Origin of the sequence: Streptomyces sp. NPDC102490, from assembly GCF_044765285.1 — a bacterium.
Taxonomy (GTDB): Bacteria; Actinomycetota; Actinomycetes; order Streptomycetales; family Streptomycetaceae; genus Streptomyces.
The window spans coordinates 292,324-306,738 of the sequence record NZ_JBIWJU010000009.1; the positions used below are offsets into that span (position 1 = coordinate 292,324).

Annotated in this window: 15 protein-coding genes and 4 pseudogenes; 7 read left to right on the plus strand and 12 right to left on the minus strand. The window is 67.8% G+C overall.

Going from position 1 to position 14,415, the window contains the following annotated elements; all coding sequences use genetic code 11:
* Positions 1–268 precede the first annotated feature (268 nt).
* Entirely contained in the window at positions 269–880 is a 612-nt protein-coding gene (locus ACIRGB_RS22670; RefSeq protein WP_403867950.1) for a ScbR family autoregulator-binding transcription factor, read from the plus strand.
* Positions 881–1,187: 307 nt separating this feature from the next.
* Here the strand turns inward: ACIRGB_RS22670 and ACIRGB_RS22675 are convergent, their stop codons facing one another.
* Entirely contained in the window at positions 1,188–2,069 is an 882-nt protein-coding gene (locus ACIRGB_RS22675) for an alpha/beta fold hydrolase (RefSeq protein WP_403867953.1), read from the minus strand.
* Positions 2,070–2,247: 178 nt separating this feature from the next.
* A complete protein-coding gene (locus tag ACIRGB_RS22680; RefSeq protein WP_403867956.1) occupies positions 2,248–2,826 on the minus strand; it encodes a TetR/AcrR family transcriptional regulator in 579 nt (192 codons plus the stop codon).
* 221 nt (positions 2,827–3,047) lie between these two features.
* Between ACIRGB_RS22680 and ACIRGB_RS22685 the strand changes: the two genes are divergently transcribed.
* From ACIRGB_RS22685 to ACIRGB_RS22695, 3 genes are all read left to right on the plus strand, one after another.
* Complete coding sequence (locus ACIRGB_RS22685) at positions 3,048–3,491, plus strand: Rrf2 family transcriptional regulator (RefSeq protein ID WP_403867959.1); 444 nt, start codon at positions 3,048–3,050, stop codon at positions 3,489–3,491.
* A 187-nt stretch (positions 3,492–3,678) separates the two neighbouring features.
* Complete coding sequence (locus tag ACIRGB_RS22690; RefSeq protein ID WP_403867962.1) at positions 3,679–4,920, plus strand: amidohydrolase family protein; 1,242 nt, start codon at positions 3,679–3,681, stop codon at positions 4,918–4,920.
* A 237-nt stretch (positions 4,921–5,157) separates the two neighbouring features.
* Positions 5,158–5,895: a dienelactone hydrolase family protein gene (locus tag ACIRGB_RS22695; protein ID WP_403867965.1), complete on the plus strand. Its 738-nt coding sequence runs from the start codon at positions 5,158–5,160 to the stop codon at positions 5,893–5,895.
* A 227-nt stretch (positions 5,896–6,122) separates the two neighbouring features.
* Here ACIRGB_RS22695 and ACIRGB_RS22700 read toward each other — a convergent pair whose 3' ends face one another.
* Positions 6,123–6,899 (minus strand): alpha/beta fold hydrolase, encoded by a 777-nt coding sequence (locus ACIRGB_RS22700; RefSeq protein WP_403867968.1) that lies wholly within the window; start codon positions 6,897–6,899, stop codon positions 6,123–6,125.
* A 93-nt stretch (positions 6,900–6,992) separates the two neighbouring features.
* Here ACIRGB_RS22700 and ACIRGB_RS22705 point away from each other — a divergent pair, with 93 nt between their 5' ends.
* Positions 6,993–7,889: a helix-turn-helix domain-containing protein gene (locus ACIRGB_RS22705; protein WP_403867971.1), complete on the plus strand. Its 897-nt coding sequence runs from the start codon at positions 6,993–6,995 to the stop codon at positions 7,887–7,889.
* 174 nt (positions 7,890–8,063) lie between these two features.
* On the opposite strand, the gene ACIRGB_RS22710 is transcribed toward ACIRGB_RS22705, so the two are convergent.
* The 8 genes and pseudogenes from ACIRGB_RS22710 to ACIRGB_RS22745 form a co-directional block, all read right to left on the minus strand.
* On the minus strand, positions 8,064–8,900 hold the full coding sequence (locus ACIRGB_RS22710) for a transposase family protein (protein ID WP_403867974.1): 837 nt from the start codon (positions 8,898–8,900) through the stop codon (positions 8,064–8,066).
* Positions 8,901–8,902: 2 nt separating this feature from the next.
* Positions 8,903–9,325 (minus strand): annotated as a pseudogene (locus ACIRGB_RS22715) (transposase); the annotation flags it as partial.
* Positions 9,262–9,462, minus strand: a pseudogene (locus tag ACIRGB_RS22720) (hypothetical protein); the annotation flags it as partial. The pseudogenes ACIRGB_RS22720 and ACIRGB_RS22715, both read right to left, overlap by 64 nt.
* Positions 9,463–9,635: 173 nt before the next feature.
* Positions 9,636–9,962, minus strand: a complete 327-nt coding sequence (locus ACIRGB_RS22725; RefSeq protein WP_403867977.1) for a GNAT family N-acetyltransferase — start codon at positions 9,960–9,962, stop codon at positions 9,636–9,638.
* A gap of 10 nt (positions 9,963–9,972) precedes the next feature.
* A pseudogene (locus tag ACIRGB_RS22730) lies at positions 9,973–10,699 on the minus strand (IS5 family transposase); the annotation flags it as partial.
* Between the two features lie 95 nt (positions 10,700–10,794).
* Complete coding sequence (locus tag ACIRGB_RS22735; protein ID WP_403867979.1) at positions 10,795–11,160, minus strand: helix-turn-helix transcriptional regulator; 366 nt, start codon at positions 11,158–11,160, stop codon at positions 10,795–10,797.
* Positions 11,161–11,235: 75 nt separating this feature from the next.
* Complete coding sequence (locus ACIRGB_RS22740) at positions 11,236–11,847, minus strand: DUF6328 family protein (RefSeq protein WP_403867982.1); 612 nt, start codon at positions 11,845–11,847, stop codon at positions 11,236–11,238.
* Between the two features lie 91 nt (positions 11,848–11,938).
* Positions 11,939–12,310 (minus strand): helix-turn-helix transcriptional regulator, encoded by a 372-nt coding sequence (locus ACIRGB_RS22745; RefSeq protein WP_403867985.1) that lies wholly within the window; start codon positions 12,308–12,310, stop codon positions 11,939–11,941.
* A gap of 129 nt (positions 12,311–12,439) precedes the next feature.
* Between ACIRGB_RS22745 and ACIRGB_RS22750 the strand changes: the two genes are divergently transcribed.
* Positions 12,440–12,793, plus strand: a complete 354-nt coding sequence (locus ACIRGB_RS22750; RefSeq protein WP_403867988.1) for an STAS domain-containing protein — start codon at positions 12,440–12,442, stop codon at positions 12,791–12,793.
* A gap of 181 nt (positions 12,794–12,974) precedes the next feature.
* Positions 12,975–13,217 (plus strand): DUF5133 domain-containing protein, encoded by a 243-nt coding sequence (locus tag ACIRGB_RS22755; RefSeq protein WP_403867991.1) that lies wholly within the window; start codon positions 12,975–12,977, stop codon positions 13,215–13,217.
* Here ACIRGB_RS22755 and ACIRGB_RS22760 read toward each other — a convergent pair.
* A pseudogene (locus tag ACIRGB_RS22760) lies at positions 13,214–14,315 on the minus strand (IS630 family transposase). The gene ACIRGB_RS22755 and the pseudogene ACIRGB_RS22760 sit on opposite strands and share 4 nt — an antisense overlap.
* Between the last annotated feature and the right edge of the window lie 100 nt (positions 14,316–14,415).

Here is a 14,415-nt window from a genome sequence, read left to right on the forward strand (position 1 = left end):
TACATCGGAAACAGGCGTATGGCTGTGCGGCGGCGACATCCGTGACGCGGCCGCCGAGCCTCTCAACCCCATGCCCGGGCACGCCGGTTGACGCGGTGGCCGGACCGCGCGGGGACCGGAGTGCCTTGCCTCCCATACCACTCGCAGGCGTTCGCATTCGAAAGAACTATGTAATCTGCGCACGAAAGTGCCCCCTTTGAACGCCAGGCGTGCGCTGGCGCACTAAATTCTTGGGCGGTGTAAAAACAGAGCGAGGGCGGACGGAACATTGCAGGAACGGGCGAAGGCAACCCGCAGATCACTGCTTGAAGCGGCTGCCCAACTGTTCGCTGAGCAGGGATACGCGGCCACCAGCGTCAATGACATAAGCGCGAGGTCGGGCCGGACCAGCGGTGCGGTCTACTTCCACTACACCGGCAAGGAGGGAATCGCCGTCGCCGTCGTCGAGGACCGGTTCGCCACTTGGTCTCAGCTCGCCGCACGCTATGGCGACGACACGCTCCCCCCGCTCGAACGGCTCGTCGCCCTCAGCTACGACATCGCGCACGCCCTCACCCAGGATCCCGTGACGCGTGCCGGTGCCCGTCTGTGGGCCGAGCGCACCGTCATCAAGGCTGCCGTGCCCCACCCCTTCGCGTTGTGGACCGCCGCCGCCACTCGACTGCTCGCGCAGGCCCGGCTGGCAGGGCAGGTCGACGAGCACGTCCGCCCCGCCCGCACGGCCCGCGCTCTCGTGCCCGCGTTCTTCGGCCTGTGCACCCTCACCGAGGCCCTTGAGGGTACGACCGTCCTCGACGACCGCCTGACCGACTGGTGGCACCTGACCTTGCCGTCCCTCCGGCCGCAACCGTCCCGCGAAGACCAACCGGCATGCCGGTGACGCACACCGGAGGGCTGCTGGGCCGGTGCGATGGTCACGGGTCTTCCGAGCTGTTCGTGGTGCGTCGTCGTGAGCCGACCGATGAATCGTGGGCGGTGATCGATCCGTTGCCGGCTCCACCGCGGAGGGGCAGACCGGTGCGGGCCCGCCGGCACCTCACCGGGCCCACTGCCCACCGCAACCGAGATTGGTCGTCCGGAGGGGCAGCGGGCCGGTGAGCGCGATCAGCGCCGAGGTCGGGCCGTGGATGCCGAACGCGGCGGCGACGGCGCCTCCACCAGGACCCGCCGGGAGAGGGAGGGGCAGGCTACTTGTGGGCTGCCAGGAACGGCAGGACCACGTCGGCCATCTCGTCGGGCACTTCCTCCGCGAGGTCGTGGCCCGCGTCGAAGACGTGCCCGGTGACGTCGTGGGCCACGAGCCGCGCCTGGTCCTCGTTGCGCTCACCGATGAAGGCGGAGCCGCCGAGTGCCAGGACCGGGATGTCCAGCTTCTTCCGGGCGGCCTGCCGATTCTGTTCGGCGTCGGTCAGCATGGCCCGGTAGACGGCGAGCATCGCGCGGATACCGCCGGGCATGGAATAGCAGCGCACGTACTCTTCAAGAGCGTCGGGGGTGGCGGTGTCGGGGTGACTGCGCTCGTTCTTGATCATGTAGGTGATCAGTTCGCGTTCGTGCCCGGCGATCAGCATCTCGGGGACGTCAGGCTGGAAGTAGAAGCCCAAGTGCCACAGGTGCATGCCGCTGGAGACGTTCTCCGGGGTGAGGGCGGTGTGGTCCTCGAAGCCGAAGCCGGGGAACAGCGCCTCGGCGAAGACGAGGGCGGTGGCGTGGTCGCGATGGCGGGCGGCGAGCTGGTAGCCGATCACGGCGCCCCAGTCCTCGCCGATCACGGCGTAGGTCTCGTGGCCGAGGCCGGCCATCAGCTCGGCGATGTCATCGCTCATCGTCGCGGAGTCGTAGCCGTCTGCGGGGCGGGCCGAGTCGCCGAGACCGCGCAGGTCGGGCACGACGACCGTGTGGTGGGGGGTGAGCTTCGGGACCAGGTGGCGCCAGTGGTAGCCGGTCTTGGGCACGCCGTGCAGCAGTACCACGGCGGGGCCGTCACCTGCCGTCCGGTAGTGCAGGCTCGTTCCGTTGACAGCGGCACGTCCGGTGCGCAGGGGCGTTGTGGTGTGGTCGTACATCATGACGTGGTGCTTCCTTTCGTGGATGTGCGCGGTGGGTTGGCCGGGTCCGCAGACGGCTCGGACGGGCGGCGCCGATGGCGGAGGCGCTGTCGTCGAGGCTGGAGCGGACTTTCATTTTCTGTATCGCGCGTTCCATATTCGGGCCATGAGAAAGCCCGGCGGGCAGGTCACGGGAATCTCAGTCGAGAGCGGTCAGTGCGACCTCTACGAGTGGTTCGAGACTGCGCGCGTCCGGCGTGATCTTCGAGGAGACCAGGAGCCCGTTGAGGAAGGTGATCAGGAACGCGGCGACCGTGTGCGGGTCGTGTCGCGCCGCGATCTCGCCCCGCTCCGCCGCGGCTCGCAGGACTTCCACCAATGCCTCCCGGCTCGCCTCCTGCATCTCGCGCACGGTGCGCCGGGTCGCCGCGTCCTGAGGCAACCGCTCGCAGACGGCGTTCACGGCCAGGCAGCCCTGCCCGTCGTTCCCGGTGGCGATGCGGATCCGCTCCGTCAGCAGCGCGCGGATCGCCGCACGGGCGTCCGCGCCGTCCTCCAGGCTGCGCAGGGCGGCCGCCGCGAGGGTGGTGCGGTAGTGCTCCAGCGCGGCCCGGTAGAGGCCGTCCTTGTCGCCGAACGCGGCGTACAGGGATCCCTGTCCGATCCCGAGGTGCTGGGTGAGGTCTCGCACCGAGGTCGCCTCGTAGCCACGCGTCCAGAACAGTTCCATGGCGCGACTCACCGCCGCCTCGGTGTCGAACTCCCGGGTTCTTGCCATGGCCTCACCGTAACCTATCTGGATCGGTCGATCAAGAAAGGAGGCTGCGCTCGAAGGGACGGCTCTTCGGTGTCGCCGGAGGACGTCGAGCGGGCAGGTGCGAGGTCGCCGCCGACGCGGCCGATGCCGGCTCGGTCGGTGCCGTCGAGTGCGGCAGTCGGTTGACCGTCGAGCTAACTGCAACTAACTTGGTGGCAGTTTATCGGCGGCAGGAGTCGGACATGGCGGGGCTCAGCAGCAGGAGCGCGGTCGCGGTCCATGCGCTTGCGATGCTGGCGCATCGGCGCGGAGGCATGCTGACTTCCGCGGAGATCGCGGACAGTCTCGAGAGCAATCCAGTTCTGGTGCGGCGCGTCCTCGGGCGCCTGCGGGACGCTCACCTCGTGCGGTCCACCGAGGGGCGGGCAGGTGGCTGGTCCCTTGCCCGCGCCCCGCGGGACATCACGCTCTACGACGCGTATGCCGCCGTGGAGGGGGAGCGGATCTTCTCGGGGCACCCTCATCCGCCCAGCGAGGCGTGTGTGGTCGGCCGCAACATCGGCGCTCTGCTGGACGTCGAGTTCCAGGATGCGGAGCGAGCCCTGGAGGAGCGGCTCGGCCGGACGACGATCGCCGCCCTGCTGCAACGGATCCTGGCCTCCGACGCCGAAGTGAAGGGCCGCTGATCCGGCCGTGACACGCACGCGTCCCGCGTCGTGACGCATTCCCAAACTGTAACTAAGAAAGTTGCAGTTATCTCCCAGGGTGCGGTGCTCCAGGGCGGTTTCCTGCTCAGGCGTCGGCAGCCGCACGGTCCCCTCTACACGCACCCGGACTCGAACACCCAGTCAGGACGTGCCAGGAGTGAGAGCAATGAACCAGAAAGAGGCAGCGCCCACGGGCGCCGAGGCTCGTGGCCCTGAGACCCACGACCTCGTCATCAGCCGCGCACGTGTCTTCGACGGCCGCCGGATGCTCACCGGTCTGTATGACGTCGCCGTCGACGGCACACAGGTCACTTCCGTGTCGGCCGAACCGCTCAGGGGCAGACAGGAGGTGGACGCGGCCGGAGGGTGGGTCATGCCGGGGCTGATCGACACGCACATCCATTTCTACGACGTGCGCGCGGTCTCCGATCCGGATGCGATGCGGGCCTTCGAGGAGAACGAGCTTCCCGGACGGCTCGGGTTGTTCCTCGATCACGGGATCACCACCATCAAGTCGGTGGGTGATCCGACGGACGGGATCCTGGGCGCACGGGACAGGATCGCCGCGGGTGCGCTGCGGGGCCCGCGGCTGCTGGCGACGGGGTGCGGCATCACCGGACGCGACGGTCACCCCGCCGCCACCGTCTTCCGCGACAATCCCTGGGCACGCGAACGCTTCACCGGCGAGGTTGAAAGCGCGCAGGAGATCCGCGACCTGGTGCACCACCTCGCCGACCGCAAGGTGGACGCGATCAAACTCCTGTCGGAAGGCGCGTGCGCACACTCCGACGGGCCGAGCTACCTCTGGCAGAACCCCGCATTCCCGGACGGTGTCGAGCTGGAGCGGCTTCCCCTCGATCTCCTTCGGGCCGGCATCGAGGCCGGGCACGAGCGGGGCCTGCGGGTCACCGTCCACACCACCCAGCAAGCCGCGGCACGCGAGGCGGTGGAAGCCGGGGCAGACGGCCTGGAGCACGGCGTCACCGTCGAGCCCCTCACCGACCACTCGCTCATCGACCTGATGCTCGAGCGCGGCGTCACCTACACGCCCACGCTCTGGATCGACGACGCCCACCCCGACTCCCGCGGCAACCTCCGGAGGGTCGCCGAGGCCGGTGTGCCCATCGCGCTGGGCAGTGACACCTTCAGCGGCCGGGGCCTGTTCGGAGCCAACACCCTGGAAGAGGCCGAACTCATGGTGGCGGCCGGGATGACGCCCACCCAGGTGCTGGCCGCGGGCACCAGCGGCGCATCGAGGCAGTGCGTCCGCCCCGACCTCGGCACAGTGGCCCCCGGAAAGCGCGCCGACCTGCTCGTGCTCAACGCCGATCCCACCACGGACATCCGCAACCTGCGCGAACTCCGCCTGGTGATCCTGAACGGCGAACTCGTCGTCGACAAAAGCTAGGTAGCCCCTCGCGCTGCCGGGGGCCGCCACCGCCGGCCTTTCTCCACAACGCGTAGCTGCTCCCAGCCGACGTCGGGGGCGGGTCGCGACGACCGCGTCGATGGAGGCGGTGGTGGGCTACGAAAGGATCTTGAAGCCCTGAGGGACCGGCCCCCGCATTTCAGGGGGACACGCGCTGTTCTGCCAGTGGCAGAACAGTGGCCGGACCGGCCTCGACGATCACTACAGTCCAGTCTCATGACAGCGATCACGACGCGTACGGTCGAGTACCCGGCGGACGGTTTGACGATGATCGGGCACCTCGCGCTCCCGACCGGTGTCGAGCGCCGGCCCGCGGTGCTGGTGGGCCCAGAGGGCATGGGGCTCAGCGACGTCGAGCGTCGCCGGGCCGATGCTCTCGCCGAGCTGGGATACGTAGCGCTGGCCTTCGACCTTCACGGCGGGCGCTATTTGGGCGACCCCGAGGAGATGCTGGCCCGTTGCATGCCGCTACTCGCTGACCCCGACCGGATGCGTGGCATCGGCCATGCGGCGCTCGACGTGTTGCGCACCGAACCGCGGACCGACCCCGACCGGATCGCCGTCATCGGCTACGGCACCGGAGGCGCCGTCGGGCTGGAACTCGGGCGCGACGGCGTCGACCTGCGCGCGATCGCGACAGTCAACGCCGTTACCACGGGCGGACCGGGCGAGGCAGCGCGCATTCGCTGCCCGGTGTGGGCCGGCGTCGGATCGGAAGACCCGATCATGTCGCCCGCACAACGGAACGCGTTCACCGCTGAGATGCAGGCCGCAGGCGTCGATTGGCGCCTCGTGGTCTACGGCGGCGCCTTGCACGCCTTCCACCACCCGCCGGTCGACCACCCCACGGTCCCCGGCGTCGGCTACCACCCACAGCACGCGCAGCGAGCCTGGCGCGACATCGTCGACCTGCTCACCGAGTGCCTGCCCGTGACGGAGGATCTGGGTGCCTGACCCAGGCGAACAGCCTGGCGCCAGACATGGTCCCCGTCGTGCACTGACACCCCCCTCGCCTCAAGTCCGCACAGCCCCCAGCCCGAACCGGCGACCAGCGCCTCGCCGCGCGAGGTGCGGCGGGAGAGCACGGACCGTGGGAGGGCCGGCCCTCGGCCGCCGCCTGTTGTACGGCAGGGTGTCCGGCTGGCGATCAGGGGAGATCTGTCGTCAGCTTGCGCAGATGGTCAGGCTGCTGGTGTGAAGGCCGTGATGGCGTCGACGAGGTCGGCCGGAGCTTCCAGCGGGATCAGGTGACCGGTGGTCGGGATCACCGTGAACTCGGCCTGATTGAGGTAGGGCACAAGGTTGTCGCGGAGCACGTCGACGGGCTCGACCTGGTCGTTCTCTCCTGCGACGACGAGGGCGGGAACGCTGACCATGCGGGTGTGCTCGGTGATGTCCTCCGCGATCCCGCGGAGCGGCCATTCGGTGCGGCCGGCGTCGACGCCGGCTCGCGAATCGGTCGCGACCTGTGCCTTGATCGACGCGGGCAGTTCGGTCGCGGTGAGGATGTGGTCCCGCGCCTCGGCTACGGACTCGTCGGAGTCGTAGGCGTGGGACAGGGCTTCCTGGTACTCGGGAGTGATCTGTGCCGCGGGCTTCGCCGGGCCGGAGCCGACGAGGACGATGCCGCGCAGGCCGGCGGGCCGGGTTGCCGCGACCATTTGCGCGACCTTACCCCCCATCGAATGCCCGACGAGGACGTAGTCGGTGACGCCCGCGTCGGCGAGTACGGCGAGTGTGTCGTCGGCCAGCTGACCAAGGGTGTAGGGGCCGGGTAGACCGCTCGATCGGCTCCACCCTCGGAAGTCGGTCGTGAGCACGGCGCGACCAGGGAGGCGGTCGACGACGAGGTCCCACGTGCGGGCGGAACCGCCCCAGTAGTGCAGGAACACCAGGGTAGGTCCGGCCCCCGGCCGATGGTCGTAAACGGGCAGTAGCATCGGCTGCCTTGCAGTCATCGTGGCTCTCCTGGTCACTTTTATGGGCGATTTCCCTATGGCTTCATTGAAGCTCCCGCACCCGGGCGGGGCATCGGTGCGACTGGTCTCCTGATGGTGGAAACTGGACACGTGACTGTGATCCGGCAGATGACCTACCAGCCCGCAGAGCGCCGTGCCGCCACGGTCGAGACGATGACGTTCGACCGCCTTCGCGATCTGAACGACGGCCGCACGCAGCGTGCCGACTTTCACGTTCTCGCCGTAGTCGATGCCGGACACGGCTCTGTCACGGTGGACTTCCTCCAGCACCCGCTCAAGGAGCGATCCGCGGTGTGGGTCCCTCCCGGCGCGGTGCACCGATGGGATGACGTCGCAGACGTGACGGGACACCTCGTGCTGTTCGTGCCGACTGCTCCGGTCACTCACGCCACCCGTGAACTCGTCGCGTCCCCGGACTTGGTCGCGCAGTGGAGCATTCCTGACGCCGACTGGCCGTTCGTGGACGCCGCACGCAACCACCTCCTCCTTGAGACATCCGCCCCACCTGGGGACATCTCGAGGGAGCTGTCCGACATTCTGCTCTCCGCGCTGATCGCCCGGCTCCGGCCACCGCACACCCAAGCGCGGATCTCGGATCCAGTGTTCCGGCTGTTCCGATCCAGCGTCGAAGCGCACTTCCGGGAACATCACGACGCCGGCTACTACGCCCGTGCGCTGGGATACGCGCCCCGCACCCTTTCACGAGCGGTGCAGCGGGTCAGTGGCCGCACGGCAAAGGGGTACATCGTCGACCGGATCGCCCTGGAAGCCAAACGGCTCCTCGCGTACGACCGCCTCACCGCGGCCCGCTGCGCCAACATGCTCGGCTTCTCCGACGCGTCCAACTTCTCAGTGTTCTTCCGGAAGGCGACAGGCATAAGTCCAGGCGCGTGGCAGGCGACGCTGGCAACCCGCACTGGTACTGCTGCGGCAACCCCCTCCAAGCCCGAGCCTTACCCGACACCGTGATGCAGGCCCTGTCAGCCGGAAGCGCCTGCGAACCTCGGAAGCTCGTCAGCCGGTCAGACGCCGTCTGGAACCGCCTATCCCCGCCCAATGACGCGGACGGTAGATAAAGAACAAGCTAACGAGCTCGTGCACGGTAGGCGGTGAGGCGTCGAGGATGGCGGTGGGGTTCGGTGTTCACGTCTGCCGTGCCGACGTCAGGTTCGCGGTTTGCTGGTGTGAGAGCAGGCTGGCGATGGCCTGGACGGTGTCGCTCATGTGTTCGCGGCGGCCGAGGTGGCGGGCCGGGGCCCGCCAGTTCTTCAGGTGGGCGATGCCGTGCTCGACACGGATCCGCCTTGATGAGTGCGCCTTGCACTGGCGCTCGTACATGTCCTCGTACCAGTCCGGGGCGTTCTTCTTGAACTTGCGGTGCGGCGGTGTGATCACGCGGCCGCCGGTCTGGGAGCCCAGGCCCTGGTAGCCGGCGTCGGCGAGGATTTCCACCGCGGGCCCGTCGGCCAGGAGCTTGACCAGCCCCAGCTGGCGGGCGTGGGTGATGTCCGCGCAGCTGCCGGGCTTGGCAGGGCTGCAGAAGAGCACGCGGCCGTCCTGCTCCGTGACGACCATGGTTTTGAGCGCGTTCTGCTTGTTCTTGCCGGAGATGAATCTGTCCCGGTCCTTGTGCCCGGCGGCTGGCCGGCGGGCCCGGATCTCGGTGCCGTCGATGATTACGGTCTTCCCGCTGGCGCCGAGCTGGTCGATGACCTCGGCCAAGGTCCGCAACCGCACTCCGGGACTGAGGGTGCAGCCGCGCTCGGCCGGCAGGGGCCGCACCTCACCGACGGCGCGGGTGATGGTGGAGCGGTCCACCCCGAACTGGCAGGCCAGCACGTCGTGGGTGACTCCGTGTCGGAGGTGCACGAGGGCGGCCGGGAGCCGGTCGACGAAGACCAGCCGGTGCTTGGTCCCGGCAGCGATCGTCCGCTTCCGCGGCCTGGACGCAAGCCTGGCCTGGTGCCGTTCATGCCACAACGGGCCGAGCTCAGGACGTGCATCTTGGAACCCGGCTTGCCCCGGTCCACGGGGCTCGGACCTGTGTGTTCGCCCCCTTTTTTTGCCCTGACGTGCGCGGTGTCCAGGACGACGCGGGTGACGTCGATGAGGCCGGCGTCGTCGAGACGGTGCAGCACGGCCTCGTGGAGGCGGCCCCAGACGCCGGCTCTCGACCAGATTGGAAATCGGCGGTGAGCCGTCGACTTCGATATGCCGAATCACGGTGGATGTTGGCGCCATGCGCAGCCGCTGCCCAGGACGTAGATGATGGCCGCGAACAGCGTCTCATCAGGGATGTTCGATGTTCCGCCGCCCTGTGGCCGTGCTCGTTGCTCTGGGATCAGCGGCCTCGCGATCTCCCACAAGCCGTCCGGCACGATCCAGCTCCACATTCCCCGCCCCATGCTCGGTCAACGTCCGCCCCACCACGGGGGTGGGTTTCGTAGTCGCGGGCCAGGCGGCGGTGGTGCATGAGCCAGCGGCGGGGCTGGACGTGGAAGCCGCGGGTGGCGGGGTCGCGTTGGACAACCTCGAGGTCGATAATGAGACAGGAGTTCTTACCAAGAAACCGGCGCATTACTGCTCTGCCGATTACCACAGAAGCGGTGTTTTCCGGCGAACCGCATCCTTAGGTGCTCGATATGGCTCCTTCAAATCCACGCGAACTATCCAGTATGAGAATCAAACGCTCACTAAGAACTCATCTCATTTTGCTCAGAAAGCCCGGGTGGGTGTGCGCTTCATCAGACTGTTGTCATCAATGGTGAAGTCGAGGGATTTGTAGAATGGGACGACTTCCGGGCTGGCGACCAGCAGTGTGCTCCGTGTCCCTTGCTCCTTGGCCCAATCCACCAGATTTCTGACCATGCCACGTCCGAGGCCGGAACCCCGATGATCCGGATGGACTGCAACGTCGACGATCAAGAGATACAGAGTTAGGGCGATTTCGCAATCGGTGGGTGTGGGCGAGCCCCAGCCCACCGACGCCCGCAGTCCCTGGTACTCGTCGACGCTTGGAAGGGCTTCATCGATCCGATACATGGCTGGAAAGCTAACGGTCGGCCCGTGCAACCATGCGCGGTAGCAGATGAGAGCAGGCGATGCTGGGGAAGGCGAGGAAGTGGTCGGCCTTGCGTTCGTAGCGGCGGTGGCAGCCAGCGAGCCAGGCCATAGTGCGTTCTATGGTCCAGAGGTGTCGGCCCAGTCGTTGTGCGGTCTCGACGCCTTTTCGGGCGGTGCGGTGCTGGCTGCCGCGCTGTGACAGCCATTGCCGCAGGTAGCGGTAGTCGTAACCCTCGTCGGCATGGAGCTTGGCGGGCTTGCGGCGGCGGGGACCGCGGCGGGATCGGAATCGGGGTTATGCCCTTAACGAGTGGGATGAGGGCCTGGCTGTCGTGGACGTTGGCGCCGGAGATGCCGACGGACAGGGGCAGACCGGTCCGCTCGGTGATCAGATGGATCTTCGAGCCGTACTTGCCCCGGTCGACAGGATTCGCACCTGTCAGGTCTCCCTATTCAAGGCCCGCATGTTCACCGAGTCGATCGCGCACTGGGAGGCCCAGGCCGCAGCAGGAGCCGAGCTTGTCGAGGATCAGGCGGTGCAGCTTGGCCCACACCCGGACCTTCGTCCATTCGGAGAATCGGCGGTGGGCCGTTGCTCCGGACGGCCCGGATGACGCCGCCGGCAGCTGCTGCCACGTGCAGCCCGAGGTCGCCACGAACACGATCGCGGCCAGGACCTCGCGGTCGCCGTGACGACGTCGGCCACCACCCTGTGGCCCCGCCACAGCAGCAGCCTACCCGGCCAAATGAGATGACTTGTAAACGGACAGACACATCCGATCAACTGACCAACCCATCAAAGAGACACGCGCTAGCGCGCGCCGCTCGTCTCCGCCTGGCGGGACAGGGTGGCGCCGTGCGACGGCCGTCCGCGGTGGGTCTCGTCCTGTACGAGTAGGGAGAGGAGCGAGGCCACGGTCAGGCCCGCTTCGGCGGGGTGGCGCAGCACCCTTTCCGGCTGGATGCGGTACGTGTTGGTGCGTCCGTCGCGGGTGTGGGAGAGGTACCCGTCCTGTTCCAGGTCGGAGATGATCCGCTGGACGGCGCGCTCGGTGAGTCGGCAGTGGGCGGCGATGTCGCGGATCCGGATGTTCGGATTGTCGGCGATGGCCGCCAGCACGCGGGCATGGTTGGTGACGAACGTCCATCCGAAGTGAGATTCACGTACCTCTGCCATGTACGGCATTCTACTAATCTTCCCGGCGGGACAGTAGCCGGTCCGCCGCAACGCCGGCCGGACCGGCTCCGCGTCTCAGGCGGCCCGCATACGGCCGCGTCCACCGCGGCGCTGTCGCGGGCGTGGGGGGACCCGTGCCGCACGGCGGGCGGACCGGTGGCGAAGCCACAGCGGCAGGGCGTACCAGGACAGCGCGAACCAGACCATCACGCCGCCGACGAGCATTTTCGCCATCAGCCCCGGCACCACGACGTGCAGGATCAGGAGCAGGGTGCAGCCGATGGTCACGGTCATCAGGAGCATCCCGCACATCATCAACCGGTGCGCGACCTCGACCATCTCGTCCTTCATCCGCTGCCCCGAGAGGAAGCGATGAATGGAGACCGGGGCGATCAGACACGCGGTGGCCGTGGCGCCCGAGATGACGGTGGTGACGTAGACGGCGTGGTCGAAGGTGTCCAGGTCGTGGAAGAGGGGGGTGAAGGCGACGCTGAGCAGGAAGCCGAAGAGGATCTGGACGCCTGTCTGAGCGACGCGCGTCTCCTGCATGATCTCGTTCCAGCGACGGTTGACCCGCTCGCGCGGCGTCTCCGGTGCTTCGTTCGCAGCCGTACCGCTGTGTCCTTCGCGCGCGCAGCAACACCCTTCGGCCCTTGCCTCCGGTGTCTCGATCGACTCCGTCGTCATGTTCGTGTCCCCCTCCCTTTGTGGACCGTTCCTCTGCCCGTTGAAGCTGGTCGCATGCCGGGCGCGGCGACGATGGCCGGGAAAACGGTGCTTACCGCCCGTCCGTCGCCTTGTCGCCGGTGCCGGCCTTCCACGCCGACCGGGTCGTGGACCCTCCGCGGTGGGTCTCGTCCTGTACGAGTAGGGAGAGGAGCGAGGCCACGGTCAGGCCCGCTTCGGCGGGGTGGCGCAGCACCCTTTCCGGCTGGATGCGGTACGTGTTGGTGCGTCCGTCGCGGGTGTGGGAGAGGTACCCGTCCTGTTCCAGGTCGGAGATGATCCGCTGGACGGCGCGCTCGGTGAGTCGGCAGTGGGCGGCGATGTCGCGGATCCGGATGTTCGGATTGTCGGCGATGGCCGCCAGCACGCGGGCGTGATTGGTGACGAACGTCCATCCGGGGCGAGCTTCGGGCACTTCAACCATGCAGGGCATTCTACGGACCGTCTTTGCGTGAACTCTGCTACATGACATACTTTTCGTGTAATGGATGACAGGACCTGTGTAGCGTGGGAGGGACCCGAGGTGTCTTTGCATGAGGTGGTCGCTGGGTGCATGGACGCTGCCGACGCGGGCCGGACACAGGACCTCGGCCAGGCTGCGGTGACGCGGTACGAGTGGGACGGTGTCTGCGTCGTCGCTGCGAGCGGCTCGTACGATCTGTACTCGATCACCCCACTGTCGGAAGCGTTGAACGCGGCGGTGAGGGAGTACCCGAGGGTGGTGCTCGACGCCTCCCGCATCACCTTCGCCGACTCGACCCTCCTGAATCTGCTGATCCTCACCCAGCAATCCGTCGACCTCCGAGTGGCCGCGCCGACGCAGCAGTTGCGCCGCCTGCTCGAGATCACCGGGGTCGACACGCTCCTCAAGGTGCGGGCGACGCTGGAGGAGGCCGCCACGTGCTAGCTCCCGTGGCCGGGGCCGGGAAGAAGTCGGATTAGACCTTGCGGTGCGGGCATTCGGGATTCTGTTTGACGCGGTCCCGCCCGAGTCGCGGGAGTCGCGGAATCGATGGAGACAGTCACCGCCTCGCGGTGCGGCGGCAGGCCGCCGCGCAGGCGGGACTCACCAGGGGAGAGGTAACACGATGATCCTTCCGGCGGAGAAGGAACTGCGTGCGGTGCTGGCCCGGTTCGCCCACGCGCGCATGGAGCACGACGTGTGTCCCACCGGCCACACCAGCAGGGCACTCGAGGACGCCACCTACACGCTGTGTGTGATCACCGGAGCCCGCACCACCGAGGACGCCCTGGCCACGGCGGACGCCCTGCTCGATCGGTACACCGAGCGCAGGAGCGTCTCCCAGGACGACGAGACGCTGGCCGCCTAGTCTTCTGAGTCAGGAATTCTGTTCAGATAGCTGGCGAGGCGTTCGAGGATCTCGTCTGCAGTCTTCGTCCAGACGTAGGGCTTGGGATCGGTGTTCCATGCGGCGATCCAGGTCCGGATGTCCTTCTCCAGCGCCTGGACGCTTCTGTGGACGCCTCGTCGTATCTGCTTGTTGGTCAGCTCGGCGAACCACCGCTCGACCAGGTTGAGCCAGGAGGAGCCGGTGGGTGTGAAGTGCAGGTGGAAGCGTGGGTGGGCCAGCAGCCAGGTTTTGATGGCTGGGGTCTTGTGGGTGGCGTAGTTGTCCAGCACCAGGTGCACGTCCAGGTCCGCCGGTATCTCCTGGTCGAGTTGGATCAGGAACTTCTTGAACTCCTCGGCACGGTGCCGGCGGTGCAGGGAGCCGATCACCTTCCCCGTGGCCACCTCCAGTGCGGCAAACAATGTGGTGGTGCCCGCGCGCACGTAGTCGTGGGTGACCCGCTGCGGGACGCCGGGCATCATCGGCAGCACCGGCTGGGGCCGATCAAGGGCCTGGATCTGCGACTTCTCGTCGACACAGAACACCAAGGCCCGCTCGGGCGGGTCCAGATAGAGGCCGACCACGTCGTGGACCTTGTCGACGAAGTACGGGTCCGTCGACAGCTTGAACGTCTCGGTGCGGTGCGGTGCGGTGCGGCTGCAGGCCGAAGGCCCGCCAGATCCGCGACACGGTCGACTGCGACAGACCCATCTCCGTGGCCATCGCCCGCGTCGACCAGTGCGTGGCGTTCTTCGGCGCGGTCTCCAGCGTCCGCTTCACCACCGCGGCGACCTGCTCGTCGGTGACCGTCCGGGGCCCGCCAGAGCGCGGCATGTCACCCAGCCCGGCGATCCGGTGCTCGACGAACCGCTTCCGCCAGCGGCCCACCGCATGCGGTGTCGAACCGAGTTGGGCGGCCACGTCCTTGTTGGACGCGCCAGTCGCGCAGGCCAGGATGATCCGGCACCGCAAAGCCCACGACTGCGGGGTGGAACGGCGCCGAACCCACCCCTCCAGCGCAGCCCGTTCCTCATCCGACAGGATCAACTCGGCCTTCGGCCGCCCAGTACGCGCCACCAGGCAACCCTACACATCTGAACAGAATTCCTGACTCAGAAGACTAGCGAGAACAGCATCCTCCCCTCGCGCTCCGCCACACCCCGCGTGTCGTTGGATA